Source organism: Fictibacillus sp. B-59209, assembly GCF_036216745.1.
Classification (GTDB): domain Bacteria; phylum Bacillota; class Bacilli; order Bacillales; family Fictibacillaceae; genus Fictibacillus_C; species Fictibacillus_C marinisediminis.
The window spans coordinates 1-13,832 of the sequence record NZ_JARMMC010000003.1; the positions used below are offsets into that span (position 1 = coordinate 1).

Annotated in this window: 9 protein-coding genes, 1 pseudogene and 1 riboswitch; of the genes and pseudogenes, 6 read left to right on the plus strand and 4 right to left on the minus strand. The window is 45.5% G+C overall.

The genetic code is table 11. The annotated features are described in order from the left end of the window. Positions 1 to 409 precede the first annotated feature (409 nt). Positions 410 to 898: a hypothetical protein gene (locus tag P4361_RS01190; protein WP_328087958.1), complete on the plus strand. Its 489-nt coding sequence runs from the start codon at positions 410 to 412 to the stop codon at positions 896 to 898. Positions 899 to 977: 79 nt separating this feature from the next. Here the strand turns inward: P4361_RS01190 and P4361_RS01195 are convergent, their stop codons facing one another. Next, on the minus strand, positions 978 to 4,862 hold the full coding sequence (locus P4361_RS01195; RefSeq protein WP_328087959.1) for a bifunctional 2',3'-cyclic-nucleotide 2'-phosphodiesterase/3'-nucleotidase: 3,885 nt from the start codon (positions 4,860 to 4,862) through the stop codon (positions 978 to 980). Between the two features lie 270 nt (positions 4,863 to 5,132). Between P4361_RS01195 and P4361_RS01200 the strand changes: the two genes are divergently transcribed. Next, entirely contained in the window at positions 5,133 to 5,486 is a 354-nt protein-coding gene (locus tag P4361_RS01200) for a YkgJ family cysteine cluster protein (RefSeq protein ID WP_091002740.1), read from the plus strand. A gap of 135 nt (positions 5,487 to 5,621) precedes the next feature. On the opposite strand, the gene P4361_RS01205 is transcribed toward P4361_RS01200, so the two are convergent. Further along, positions 5,622 to 6,587, minus strand: coding sequence for a D-2-hydroxyacid dehydrogenase (locus P4361_RS01205; RefSeq protein ID WP_328087960.1), 966 nt, complete (start codon positions 6,585 to 6,587; stop codon positions 5,622 to 5,624). Positions 6,588 to 6,794: 207 nt separating this feature from the next. On the opposite strand from P4361_RS01205, the gene P4361_RS01210 reads away from it, so the two are divergent. The 3 genes and pseudogenes from P4361_RS01210 (at position 6,795) to P4361_RS01220 (ending at position 10,209) form a co-directional block, all read left to right on the plus strand. Next, positions 6,795 to 7,778, plus strand: coding sequence for an NADPH:quinone oxidoreductase family protein (locus P4361_RS01210; RefSeq protein ID WP_328088113.1), 984 nt, complete (start codon positions 6,795 to 6,797; stop codon positions 7,776 to 7,778). Between the two features lie 178 nt (positions 7,779 to 7,956). Continuing rightward, positions 7,957 to 9,288 carry a TIGR00366 family protein gene (locus P4361_RS01215; protein WP_328087962.1) on the plus strand — a complete coding sequence of 444 codons (1,332 nt, stop codon included), beginning with the start codon at positions 7,957 to 7,959 and terminating at the stop codon, positions 9,286 to 9,288. Positions 9,289 to 9,410: 122 nt separating this feature from the next. Beyond that, positions 9,411 to 10,209: pseudogene (locus P4361_RS01220) on the plus strand (putative protein N(5)-glutamine methyltransferase). A 64-nt stretch (positions 10,210 to 10,273) separates the two neighbouring features. Here P4361_RS01220 and P4361_RS01225 read toward each other — a convergent pair. Then, a complete protein-coding gene (locus tag P4361_RS01225; protein WP_328087963.1) occupies positions 10,274 to 11,146 on the minus strand; it encodes a thermonuclease family protein in 873 nt (290 codons plus the stop codon). 455 nt (positions 11,147 to 11,601) lie between these two features. Further along, on the minus strand, positions 11,602 to 12,414 hold the full coding sequence (locus tag P4361_RS01230) for an alpha/beta hydrolase (protein ID WP_328087964.1): 813 nt from the start codon (positions 12,412 to 12,414) through the stop codon (positions 11,602 to 11,604). 142 nt (positions 12,415 to 12,556) lie between these two features. Next, a riboswitch (SAM riboswitch) is annotated at positions 12,557 to 12,664 on the minus strand. A 365-nt stretch (positions 12,665 to 13,029) separates the two neighbouring features. Between P4361_RS01230 and P4361_RS01235 the strand changes: the two genes are divergently transcribed. Next, a complete protein-coding gene (locus tag P4361_RS01235; protein WP_328088115.1) occupies positions 13,030 to 13,815 on the plus strand; it encodes a bile acid:sodium symporter family protein in 786 nt (261 codons plus the stop codon). Positions 13,816 to 13,832: the final 17 nt, after the last annotated feature.

A 13,832-nucleotide genomic window follows, 5' to 3' on the forward strand; every position in this document is an offset into this window, starting at 1 on the left:
TGCAAGCACCGGCGGGAGTCTCACCTGTCACGCTAGTCCCGCAGGAGTCTCGCATCTTCCACTTCAATTAACTTTTCATTGAAGATTTTTCAAGCCAAAAAGGGGCTGCCTGAAGGTCAATTTTCGACTTTCTGGACAGCCCCTTTATGTGTTCTCAAAGTATGAGTATAGCAGCTGCCACTATGATTATAGATCTATGGCGGCCATAAAAGGGGATACAGTACTGTTTTTGCAACACTTAATAGGTGATCGTACTTTTTTAGTAGCACTTGTCCTATATCTGAATATGCTAGACAGTGAAGGATGCAAGGTGGTTTTTTACGGCCCTTTTCATTTTCAGAAAAGGCCGGTTGGACAAGCGTGCATCCATTCGGAAATTAAAATTTTTATAGGAAAGTTAGGGATATAGATGTTCGAGTATCAAATTAGCGATATGAATGTGATGAGCAATACGTGCAATTCATGCAATAGTGACAATACGGGAACTATGGGAACCATGGGCACTATGACAAATGAAGAGATTTTTGAAATTGGCGCCAATTGCCTGTTAGTACTCAAAAACCGCTTTTTTGCAGTAGTAGAAATAGAGTCGGCGGTTCCAAATGTTGAGCTATCAGTGTATGTGATCATCCGTATAGATCAGCAAACCGCTATGCAGCTCCACGATGCTGGATTGGAATTCTGTCAGATTCAAAATAGCATTCCGGTAGCAACAGAGGGTGTAAATGTAGAGTTTCAATGTATTTTTATCAATAAAAACCAGGCGTTTGCTTTGTTTGATGTTGAAGATGATTTTGACCGGGCGGTGTTTGTGAGAATTCCTTTGGATGAGGCGAAAAAAATGATCAGGAGGGGCGTTCCACAGTGCACCGTTGTTGATGCTCGAAGCCATCATTAAAAAGGTGGTTAAATTAAAAGGTGCCAGGCACCACTCATTACACAAGTGTGTAATGGCGGTGCCTGGCACTTATTTTTAATTATTTCTTCGCTATGTCTACGATACGGCCCTCAACTTTAGGGTCCACCGTTTTGAGTTTAGCTACATAATCTCTTAGGTTCTCCCAATCAGAGAATCCTAGGTCGGTAACTTTACCTGCTTCGTAGGCTTTTTTGAACACTTCGAAGTTGTCTCCGCCTTTTGCGGTAAAGGCATTGGTAGCCACGACATATTCTTTTGCTGGGTCAAGAGCAGTGAATTGACCTTTAGTTTCTTCGACTTCAACAGAAACGACGCGCTGTCCAGCAGGTTTGCTGCTGTCGAATTTCAGCTTCATTCCTGACATATGAAGGAATGCGCCGCTCTCTTTTGGTGACTGGTCTACGCTGTGCTCAAGCGCTTGCTTGATTTCAGCACCAGTCAGTTTCATCGTTGCCAGTGTGTTGCCGAAAGGGAGAGTCGTAAGCACTTCTCCTAATGTAATCTCACCAGCATCAATAGGAGCGCGGATTCCGCCGCCGTTTTGCAATGCAATCACAGTCTTTGAATTGTATTGCTTCGCTTTATCCAGCATTGCATCTGTGATCAGGTTTCCAAGCGGTGTTTCGTTGCTGCGTACACTCGGACCAACGTCGGAAGAACGAGGGTTTTCCAATGCATTCACTGCAGTAGCGCCAGTAGGCTTGTTTTTTAGATCTGCAATTTTATCAGAGTATTTCTTAAGCATTTCCGCTGCTTCAGGATCATCCTTCTGGTCAGCGAGTTTAATCAGTTTGCCTTCTTCTTTTACTACTTTTCCGTCTTGGTCAAAATCAACATCCAACGTACCAAGGTTATCGCTGTATTGGCCCGTTTGAACGATAACGGTGGAGTCTTTATCCTTGCCGTCTTCGTCTTTGGATACAACAACTGGTGCATTAAGCTGTGTATGGCTGTGTCCGCCTACGATCACGTCAATGCCATCCACTCTTTTAGCAAGCTCAAGGTCATTGTCGTACGCAGGATTGTCGTCATAGCCGATATGAGTTACTGCGATGATCTTATCGATACCGCGGTCTTCAAATGATTGTACTGCTTTTTGTGCTTGTTCCAAGTAGTTTTGGAATTGAACTTTTTCTGGGCTTGAGATGTCCTTCGTTTCTTCAGTGGTCAGCCCGAAGATTCCAACTTCCTCACCGTTTACTTCTTTAACAATTCCCGTGTAGATGTTTCCGTTTTGCGGAGCTGCACTGATCTTTTTCGTTTGCAGGCCATTAAACAGGCTGTCCTGCGAAAAGTCTACGTTTGCGCTGACAAAAGGAAAGTTTGCTTTTTTTACAAATTCGGATAACGCTTTGTGTCCCTCCGGGCTTGCGCCCAGATCGAATTCATGGTTCCCGAATGTCATTACATCGTATTTTGCAAGGTTCATAAAATCAAGGTCTGCTTGTCCTTTGAACTCGTTAAAGTAAAGAGTTCCGGAGAAAACATCGCCTGCATCAATCAATAAAGAGTTAGGCTTTGCAGCACGCACGTCTTTGATCGCCGTGATGCGTTTTGCCACGTTATCAATGTGAGCGTGTGTATCGTTCGTGTGCATGATGGACAATTTGAAGTCCTCAGGTTTTTCACCTTTTAGGTCGTACTTGTAGATGCCGAAGCCTTTATCATCCGTTTTTCCAGTGTAAGAGATCTTGCTGTCCGGAGTAAGGTACTTTGCTCCGTTTGGAGAAGAAGTAAACGTAACGTCTGCGTCTCCTTGGATCGGTGCGATTGACCAGTTGCTGTCAGCCGTAGGAGTGATCTCCTTTTTCTCTGTGATGTAATCCATCAAGATTTGACGGTTTTCTTCTGTAGAGTCAATTACATACTCCGCACCTTTAATACCAGGGAAGTTTCCGCCGCCGGATGCGCGGTAGTTGTTTGTCACAACGATGAAGTCTTGGTCCGGATCGATTGACTTGCCGTTGAATTTCAGGTTCTTGATACGGCTGGAATCCGAAATTTTCACGCCTCTTACGTCATAGCGAGCTGGTTTTGTAACATCGATTTGGTACGTTACACCGTCGATCACATCGAAGTTGTAAACAGGGAAAGTATCATTAAGCAGCTTTTGCTCTCCTGCTTTGTTCGGATCGATCGTGTTGAACTTGCCTGCCGACATTTCAAGCCATTGCTTGATGTCAGACCCTTTTACTTTAATTGCTTTAATGGTGTTGTCATAAAGATACAGGTCAGCGGCGCTGCGGATCGTCAAGTCGCCTTTGTTGATCTCTGTATATTCTTCCACACCGTTTCGTCCTGCTTTAAATGGTGCACCTACAGATAGAATTGGCAGGTCTTTGTATTGCGGTTTGTTGGCTGCGATGTATTTTTCCGCATACCATTTTTGTGCGTTCGTTACGACCTGTACGGAAGGATCGTCTTTTACAAGCGCGAAGTAGCTGTAGATATCATCCGTTGTTTTACCGATTGGTGTGTTGACGTATTTGATTGTTGCGCTGACATCTTTTCTTACCGCGTCAACGATTTCCGGATCTTCGTCAGCTTTGTACCCTGTGTTTTTATTGAAAATGGCTTTTGTGGAGGATTGCGTATTGTTGATCTTCCATTTTCCTTTTACTTTTTGTAGATTAAGATCGATGATTCCAAGGTTGCTTCCGCCATAGCCGGCTTGAACAGCAGCTACACCGTTAATCGTTCCTTTTGCGTTATCCACGCCAGGAAGGACATTTCCTTGTGCGTCTTTAAAAAGCGCATCCAGCGATTTTTCATCGGCTGCAGGGAAAACTTTGTGCGTATGAGAGAATGTAATTGCATCGACTCCAGACACTTTGCTCAAGGCATAAATCGTATCTTCGCTGTTCTTGATGTCGCCATTGAAACCAGAGTGAGCCATAACAACCACAACGTCTGCACCGGCTTTTTTCATTTGCGGTACAAATTTTTGTGCAGTTTCGACGACTCCTCGGGCCGTTACTTTGCCTTCGAGGTTGTTTTTATCCCAATCCATGATCTGCGGCGCTACAAGGCCAAGGTAACCGATTTTCACAGTGGTTGTTTTACCGGTTTGGTCTTTCACTTTTTTCGTAACGATTTTATATGGAGTGAATTCGTTTTTATCATTATTCGGGTTGCTGTCTTTGTCTTTTTTATAGATGTTGGCATTGATGTAAGGGAATTTCGCACCCCTGACCGCATTTTGCAGGAAATCCAAGCCGTAGTTGAACTCATGGTTTCCAAACGTAGCAATGTCATAGCCCATGAGATTCATAGCTTTATAGACTGGGTGGACTGCACCCTTTTTAAGTGGGTTGACTTTCGCTGCATACGTTCCGAGTGGAGTTCCTTGGATCAAGTCTCCATTGTCGACAAGAACGTTATTCTTTACTTCATCGCGTGCTTCCTGGACGAGAGTTGCCGTTTTGGACAGGCCGACGACGTCAGATGGAGCGGATTTGTAATAATCATAAGCTACTAGATTGGTATGGATATCTGTTGTTTCCATGATGCGAAGTGCCGTAGGTGATGTTGATACCGGTGTTGCGAGGTTCGAGCCAAACTTGCTGGTGTTGCCGTTGTAATTCTTAACGACAAATACCTGTACCCAGTAGGTTGGGTTTGTTGAATCGAAATAAGCAGAAAAATTGGAGCTTTTCTTGATGTCTGTTTCTACTGCTGCTTGTGAAACGGGTGTTTTGCCTTTCATAAGCTGAAAAACGACAGCTTCTTTACCCGGGTTCCCTTTTTTAGGGGTAACCGTTACAGAAGCTTTCGTGCCTTTTGAGAAATCCACATATGGTGCAGATATTTCAAATGGTACTTTTGGAGCAGTTTTTTTAGCAGGTTTAGAAGCGGCGAGCGTTGGACTGGCTAATTGGGATGATACAAGTCCGACTGCAAGTGATGATGCCAATAACTTCTTGAACGAGCGTGTAAACGACATAGATTCACAGCCTTTCAATTTTTTGCACTGCTAGATTAATATATCACGAAAGACCTAGAAATTTGTAGATTTTTTTGAATTATTTTGAAGATAAAAGAAAGTGCGGGGAGGGGTGCCAGGCACCCCTTTTTGACATATGTCAAAACGCGGTGCCTGGCACCAAAAACACAAAAAACAAACCAAAAAAGGATTCGACAGGTTTTTGTGGAAATTAATGGGCTGAAAGAAAGTTAGGCCAAACGGGGTACCTGGCTGAGGAGGAGGATGCGGATGGAGAATACGCTGCCATGCAAGGGATGCAGAGGACTATGCTGCGGACCGGTTGCCATAACAGAAGCAGAGCTCAAAAAAATAAAAAAGAAAGTGAAGACCATGCCGCGGAAGCTGCGGAGCGAGCTGGAGAACCAGAAACGCTACTACGGAACGTGCATCTTTTATGATCTGGAGCAGGACAAGTGCGGCATCTATTCGGCAAGGCCAGAAGTATGCCAAAAGTTTGGCTTTCATAAAAGCCTTGTTTGCTTTAAGAAGCCGGAGCTGGCGGTAAAGGAGGATCCTTCACTGAATAGAAGGGTGCCAGCGGGTGTGCTGTCAGTTGATTATACGTGGAAGGATTTTAAATGAAGAAAGAGATGGAGAAGATCCATCTCTTTTTTATTTATAGGGGCCTAAGTTAATGGATTCCGGCGTAGAGGGGGCAGTTACATAATTGTAAATGTGGCAAGAGGTCCTTTTGAATAGGACCTCTTTAGTGATGGATTAATAGCCTTTCTTGTAATCAACAGCGTTAATGGAAGGTGTCTTTCCGTTTACATATTCCTTTAAGTTAGGAATCAAGATGTCCTCGATCACACGCTGGTCGTAATATTGTGTGGATCCGGCGGTATGGGGAGTAATGATGACATTTTCCATCTCCCAAAGCGGGCTGTTATCTCCGAGCGGTTCGGTCTCGAACACATCAAGCCCGGCTCCGGCAATTTCACCGTTCTTCAGCGCTTCAATCATCTCTTCTTCGACCACGATATCACCGCGTCCTATATTAATGAAGAAAGAAGAGTTTTTCATGAGCTGAAACTCTTTTTGGCCAAGAAGGTGATGGGTCTTTTCTGTAAGCGGGAGCGTCACTGCCACATAATCACATTCAGGCAGCAGATCATGCAACTTATCAGATGTATACATTTTATCGATATATTCTTCGGGTTTTCCAGAGTGGCGCATACCTAGAACTCTCATGCCAAACGCTTTTGCAATCTTTGCCGTTTCTTTTCCGATCGCACCTGTACCGAGGATGCCGATCGTCTTTCCGTGAATTTCAAGCTTAAGATTGGAATGATCCCATGTTTTGGACTGCTGGTTGCGGACATACGTATGAATTTTGCGGGTCAACCCGAGCATGAGGGCGAAAATGGTCTCAGAAATCGGGAAGGCATGAACCCCGTTGGCACTGGTCAGAAGCACATTTTTGTTGGATAGCTTGTCTAATGGGAGACTGTTTACCCCGGCACTCCACGTTTGCACCCATTTTAAAGATGAATTTTCACTGTCAAGGGTGTAATCCTCCATCCCTTTTTTCCATCCGGCGATCACTTCGGCATCGGGAGCTTCCTTTTGCCATATTTCCTTATTTTTGCCTGTCACAATGGTCCATTCCGGTATCACTTCCTGCACTTTTTCAACATAAGCAGCATCAACATTTTGAGCGATCAGCAGTTTTCGAGCAGTCATCGTATCCCATCCTATCTATGTATTTTCATTTTCATTAAGTTTACCAGAAGAAGGGAGATTTTTGTGGTGCCAAGACCTGTGAGGGTCCACTTTGATGGCCTTGATGGTGCCAGGCACCGCGTTTTGACACTTGTGTAATAGTGGTGCCTGGCACCATAATAAAAGGAAAAAGGAGGGAATGGGATGAAGGGGACGATCAACGGAACGATGAAAGCAATTGCGGTGACGAAATTTGGCGGGCCGGAGAACCTGGAATATCTGGAGGATATGGATGTGCCTTCTATCAAATCCAAACAGGTGTTAATTAAGGTGAAGGCTACTTCTGTAAACTACGCAGATATTAAAGCGAGGCATGGGAATAAGGGAAAGGGAACTCTGCCATTTATTCCGGGTTTGGAAGCGGCTGGGGTAGTGGAGTTGGTGGGTGAAGACGTACAGAGCCTTCAAGTGGGGCAGCGGGTTCTTGCCTTTCCTCATAACGGTTCCTATGCAGAATACATAGCAGCAGACGAAAATCTGACATTCGCGATACCGGACAGCATGAGCTTTGAAACAGCAGGGGCTTGCGGAATCGTTTCGTTTCTTTCATACCATTTACTCGCCAATTTGGCGCAGATAAAGGAAGAAGAGACTGTTGTCATTCATTCAGCGGCCGGCGGTGTTGGAACGACAGCAGTGCAGATGGCTCTCGCTCTTGGTGCGGGCATTGTGATCGGCACGGTGGGAAATGAAAACAAAATCCAAACGGCCAAGGATTCCGGCGCTCATCATGTCATTTGTTATGAGCAGGATAATGTTGCTCAAAGAGTGAATGAGCTGACTCATGGAAAGGGAGCTGACATCATTCTTGATTCGGTCGGCCGGGACTTGACTGCAGCGAGTTTCAGCTGCCTGGCCAAATATGGCCGCCTCGTTGTTTTCGGAAATTCCAGTGGAAGCTATGGCAATATTCCGGCGGGTGAGCTGCATTCAAGCTGCCGTTCGGTGCTCGGTTTCAGCCTCGGTACGACGAGAAAGGAGAGGCCAGATGTACTGCAAAGAATCGCTCCTAAAGTGTTTCCGTTGCTGGAGGATGGCCGAGTGGTAATCAATATTGGACAGCAGTTTTCTTTAAAAGATGCAGCCCGTGCCCACGAATGGGTGGAAAGCAGAAAAAGCACGGGAAAAGTAGTGCTGATGGTGGGAGAATAATAAGAAGAGCGAGAATGAGGCCAAATATCATTCTTGCTTTTTTTGATATTTTTCTCCGAAAAGTGATGAAATTTTACAAATAATATAAAAGACAGACAGGATTTTTACTTCGTTAAGATGAATATTTATTCAGTGTACTTTTAAAAAAGTAAATAGATTAACAGAGAAGGAGAATAAAATGAAAGCGTTATCTAATTTCTTCACTGCCCTTGTGCAGAGATTCTTGCCTGATCCATTTGTGTTTGCATTAATCCTGACGATTATCCTCTTTTTATCCGGCGTTATTTTTACGCATCACAGTCCCATCGAAATGGTAGGTTTCTGGGGATCGGGATTCTGGAACCTACTGGCCTTTGCGATGCAGATGGCTCTCGTACTGGTGACGGGGCATGCCCTAGCCAGTTCACCATTGATCAAAAAATGGATGGTTAAGCTTGCCGGAATTGCTAAAACTCCAGCTCAAGGGGTCATTTTAGTTACGGTAGGTTCTGGACTTGCTTGTTTTATCAACTGGGGGTTCGGGCTGATCGTTGGTGCCCTGTTCGCAAAGGAAGTAGCCAAACGGATTCCTGGCTCGGATTACCGTTTTCTGATCGCGTGTGCGTATATCGGTTTTCTTACATGGCACGGCGGACTGTCAGGTTCTATTCCCCTCGTGGCTGCCACTCCGGGAAATCCGATGGAAAAAACAGCTGGGCTGATTCCGCTGACGGATACCATCTTCACCAGCTATAACCTGTTCATTACGGTCGCGCTGCTTATTATCCTGCCTATCATGGCCAGGCTGATGATGCCTACGGGAAAAGACGTGATTGGGATTGATCCAAAGATCCTGGCGGAAGACGAAGCCTCTGCAGCGATAGCGGTCGCCCCAACTGAGGTTAAACGAACGTTTGCCGTTACGATGGAAAACAGTAGATTTCTCAGCCTGGCAATTGCAGTGCTTGGCTATTCGTACATCATCTATTACATAGCCACAAACGGTTTTAAAATTGATATCAATACCGTCAACTTGCTATTCTTTACGACGGGACTTCTGCTACACGGAACGCCGCTGTCTTACATGAACGCTGTCTCTAATGCGGCAAAAGGAACAGCGGGCATCTTGATTCAATTCCCGTTCTATGCGGGGATTCAAGGGATGATGGAGCTGTCCGGCCTTGGCGGGATGATCACCAACGCATTTATCTCCATTTCCAACCCATCGACGTTTCCGTTCTTTGCGTTCTTGAGCTCAGGATTCGTCAACTTCTTCGTTCCGTCCGGCGGAGGACACTGGGTCGTACAGGGGCCGTTCATCATGCCTGCTGCACAGCAGCTCGGCGTAGAACCCGGCATCGCAGCGATGGCCATCGCATACGGTGAAGCATGGATGAACATGGCCCAGCCGTTTTGGGCTTTGCCGGCTCTCGCTATTGCTGGACTCGGCGCACGGGACATCATGGGATACTGCGTCACAACCCTGCTTGTGTCGGGCGTCATCTTCGCAGTTGGGTTGTCGTTTTTTTAGAGGGGTGGAGTAGAGAGGGGTGCCAGGCACCTCCGTTACACATGTATGTAATCGTGGTGCCTGGCACCTCAAAAAAGGTACCTCAAAATAAGGCACCAAAAAATTCATTCAGAGGTAAAATCATGGTGAATGTTGATATTCAGCAGGATAGGAATTTTTCAACCGTTGTCACGAGGCTTAGGGCAGCTGGCTGTGTTTATGCGGAGGATGAGGCTCGTTTGCTGATGGCTGAGGCGAATACGCCAGTGCAACTGGCTGCTATGATAGACCAGCGTGCTGCCGGTTTCCCCTCGAACAAATCATCGGATGGGCGGAATTCTGCGGCTTCCGGATCGAGGTAGATCCGGAAGTTTTTGTTCCTCTCCGAGGTACTGAGTTTCTTGTCTCCCAAGCGGTAAATATCATACGGCCGGGAGACATCGCCGTTGATCTCTGCTGTGGTTCAGGTGCGGTTGGCGCCGTGCTGGCTTCAACCCAGGAAAAGATTAAGCTGTATGTTGCTGACATCGATCCGAAAGCGGTAAAGTGCGCTAGACGTAATTTGACGGCTATCGGTGGCCGTGTCTACGAAGGTGACCTGTACGAGCCGTTGCCCAAAATACTTCTCGGGCGCGTCAACCTCCTAGTCGCTAACGCACCTTACGTCCTCTCCGATGCGATCGTGATGCTCCCTGCAGAAGCCCGCCTTCACGAGGATCGAGTGGCATTGGACGGCGGGGAGGATGGACTTAAAATCCAGCGGAGGATAGCTACTGGTGCGGCGGCCTGGCTGGCGCCGGGTGGTCATCTGCTTTTGAGACAAGCGAACGGCAAGCACTGCAGACTCTCGAAATTTTTAATGCTAACGGATTGTTATCACGTGTAGTCAGTTCCAGTGAACTGGACGCAACCGTCGTTATTGGCACTAGACCCGCTCTCTAAAAAAACTAAAAAAAGCCGGATCAGCACAAACTGCTGATTCGGCTTTTAGTTTTATCCCCACTACCTATCGCTGAGACTTCCGGTAGCCTGCTTTTTGGGCTTCAGCCTCTGAGCAGAACATGACCTCGGCTTTCGTCCGATCGTAATATTGGCCGCCAGGCATGTGATAGATTCCGGACTGGTTTCCTTTGATGTTGCAGCTTCCCTTTGGTTTCTCTGGCTTTTTCACTTGAGTATTCTGCTTGTTGGTTTGTGACCCTCCGGAAACTGTTCCGTTTGATGTGCTGTTTTTTGAATTGGTATGGAATCCGTCTTGCTGGGCATAGTTCTCAATCGACCAAATGCCAACACCTGCTTTTTGAGCTTTTTCTTGTGTGGCACGGAACTGATCGACGTATTTTGTGTTAGGCGGATACACATAAGCCACACGGGCAAGGCCTTTTTCCAAAAGCAACTGATTAAAGTTTTGCTTGCCGATCCATATGTACGCGAGCAGCCTGCCGTATTTATCGCGTTCGGACACATCCAGCTCGACACCGACTTTTTTGCCCGTTAACTGGGTTTTTGTAAATTTGGAGCTTTCCGGCCCGAACGGCTGAACACCGAGCCTCGGATGTTTTGTCTCGGGTGTGTCGATAAGGAGCATGCGGATTCGCTCCGTTTTTCCGTTCTTAAACTTTACATCCAGTGTATCGCCATCGACCACATACGTAACAGTAGCCGGCATGCCTTTAACGGCGGATGTCTGATCTGTTGGAGTGGTTTTAACATCATTTGAAGATGAATCTTCTTGTTTTGCAGCAGGTGAATCCGTTTGTTGTCCGGAATCCGTGCTTGATTTGCCTGTGCTAGGTGCCTGTGCACACCCTGTGATGAGCAAAGCCGTTAACAGCAATACAATCAGGCTAGTCAGACTTTTTCTGCGTTTTTCTCTCAAGTTGATCTCCCCTTAATTTTTAGAACGTTCAAGTTGGTTGCCTGGTAAGGGTAATGAAGTTTACGGCGACGCGTCCATAATAAAAATACAAAAGCTATTATACTACGATATGGAATGCAGAAGGGGACAATGTGAAAGTTTTTTGCGGCTTTCTTAATTGAAAGATCAAAAAAGACCAAGCCCATTTGCTGTATCTTTCAAAGTGGAAAGAGATTCTGCAGCAGCTTAAAGACCACGAAGGTGCAGATTTTTTTAAAAAAAGGAAGATGAAGAAGTGAAAAAATTAGTTGCGGCAGTTATCCTGTTGTTGGCAAGTTTAGTATATGTGTTAGCGCGGCTCACACAAAAAACATTGTATCTGGACAGATTTTCGGTAAATGCGATAAACCCGGTCAGTTTTCATTGGAATACCATCGCTATCAATACAGGTGCCAGGCACCGCTTTTACACAAGTGTCAAAAGCCGGTGCCTGGCACCATCAAATTGGAATCATTTATGAGCCAATCGGAGGTTACAGTGATCAGTTCATTGAAGTGCATGATGGATGAGAAGGTATGGTTGGCGCCTTTAATAAGCCGAATCTTGCTTTTTCCACATGATCTTTTTTGTGTATTCTCAAAGAATTCCCCGCAATAATGGGCTGGAATTTCATTGTCGTCCGTTCCGTGAACGAGCAGCACATCACCGGAAAACTGTGATAGCTGGTCTAACGGATTGGAATTTTTGAGGGACTGCAGAAATTTTGTGGTCAGGGAATAACCTAAATGATCCACGAATCCTTTAATGAATAGATGGCTATATTCTTCTTCACCCACGATATTTACGATGTCATCAAACGGCCGTCCTACCGCAGACCAGAGGATTAACTGTTTAACCCTTTCGTCACGGGCCGCAGAGTGTACAGCGACTGCTCCTCCAAGGCTATGGCCAAGCAGGGTAATCTGGTCAGAATCAACGTTAGGAAGCTCCAAGGCAAAGCTAACGGCAGCGTATGTTTGGTCGATTAGATCTTCAAAGCTGTTTTCCCCATAATTCCCCTCACTCTCCCCGCAGCCCGAATAATCAAACCGAACTACAACAAATCCGTTCGAAGAAAGCTGCTGTGCCGTTTTAACAAACAATCGGTCCACACCAATCCGGTTGCTTGTAAATCCATGGCAAATAATAACGGCAGGGGATATCTTATTTTTGCTTAGCACGGATTTAGGATAATGCACGGTTGCGGTAAGCCTTTTTCCCTTCCAGTGTATACAGTCGTGTTTTTCCATATCACCAACTCCTCATTTAACGTTTATCATTTAAAATAACTATTCATATCTATTTAGTAGGAATTGATTCGATAAAAAACCCCTTCCTATGTTTATGGAAACATAAGAAGGGGTTGAAGAGACCGAAGAATGATCAACACAATTCTTATCTTCCAAGCAAAGAAGCTTGTTGAAATTGGCACAGTGCTCATAAAAGAGTCTGTTGCCGAGGTTTCTCAGGGTCAATTCCCTCCACCTCTCTGGATAAGAATATTTAATTTCATTTAATGTAAAATAGAATTAATAGTTTGTCAATTAAAAAATCTGTTTTGGACAGCTATCTCAAATGAGTATGCACACATCCTATGCACCTGGCGAGGAGAGGGATTCAAAAATATACAATAGCCTGCGCCTTTTTTGTAGGGTGCCAGGCACCTGAATTACACAAGTATGTAATTGCGGTGCCTGGCACAAGCAAACCCTTTAGTTCGCTCGTAAGCAAAATTCCAAGGATCACACTTGCGGGTGTAATAAATGGCATAAATCTTTCCAGCTGGTGGTTTAACTTTTCTAACACGATTAGCCTTCTTCCGTCTGAGTCTATTACTCTAATAGTATATTAATTTATATTATAAAATATTTAAGTTTGCAGCACTCATCATCCTGCATATCATAATGCCGATATGGGCGTGGGGAGTCGGGCACATTGCGTTTTCCTCGGATTCCCTTACCATAACCGGACTCGTATTGGCGATGGTCATACCGTGCGGCGTGACAAGCAGCATCTGGGTATCCATCTATCGGGGGAACAGCACCCTCGCGCTTTCCATTATATTGATTGATACACTATTATCGCCGATCGTCGTTCCTTACAGCCTATCACTGTTTGTCGGAGAAACCGTCTCCATTGATGAATGGTCCATGGTGAAGGACCTGTTGATTATGATCGTGATCCCATCTGTCATTGGCATGCTGCTCAATCATTGGACGAAGGGAGAAATAAAGAACACACTCGGGAAAAGAATCTCTCCAGTTTCTAAAATTTGCATGAGTGCTGTGGTCGCCATCAATGCTTCGGTTGCCACCCCGTATTTGGTTCATGTGAACGGGAAACTTTTATTGATTGGTTTGTTCGTCCTGTTGATCGCGGCCAGTGGTTACTTAATATGCTGGCTGACCGGTATGCTTTTTGGATGGGAGAGAGAAACGGTTGTAGCTCTCGTCTTCAGTGGAGGCATGCGGAATATCAGCGCTGGATCTGTTCTTGCGTTAACGTACTTTTCGCCGGCGACAGCTGTTCCCGTCGTGGTCGGAATGCTGTTTCAGCAGATTCTGGCATCTATATACGGCCATCTGATAGCTAAACACTACGGCAGACATGAACAACTTATTTCGGAAAATAACGAAAAAGTTCCTGTTTAATAGTTTTGGTGCCAGGC

Excerpts from the sequence above, each read along its gene's own strand:
- P4361_RS01190 (WP_328087958.1), top strand. The coding sequence starts at position 410 with ATGTTCGAGTATCAAATTAGCGATATGAATGTGATGAGCAATACGTGC.
- P4361_RS01195 (WP_328087959.1), bottom strand. The coding sequence starts at position 4,862 with ATGTCGTTTACACGCTCGTTCAAGAAGTTATTGGCATCATCACTTGCA.
- P4361_RS01200 (WP_091002740.1), top strand. The coding sequence starts at position 5,133 with ATGGAGAATACGCTGCCATGCAAGGGATGCAGAGGACTATGCTGCGGA.
- P4361_RS01205 (WP_328087960.1), bottom strand. The coding sequence starts at position 6,587 with ATGACTGCTCGAAAACTGCTGATCGCTCAAAATGTTGATGCTGCTTAT.
- P4361_RS01210 (WP_328088113.1), top strand. The coding sequence starts at position 6,795 with ATGAAAGCAATTGCGGTGACGAAATTTGGCGGGCCGGAGAACCTGGAA.
- P4361_RS01215 (WP_328087962.1), top strand. The coding sequence starts at position 7,957 with ATGAAAGCGTTATCTAATTTCTTCACTGCCCTTGTGCAGAGATTCTTG.
- P4361_RS01230 (WP_328087964.1), bottom strand. The coding sequence starts at position 12,414 with ATGGAAAAACACGACTGTATACACTGGAAGGGAAAAAGGCTTACCGCA.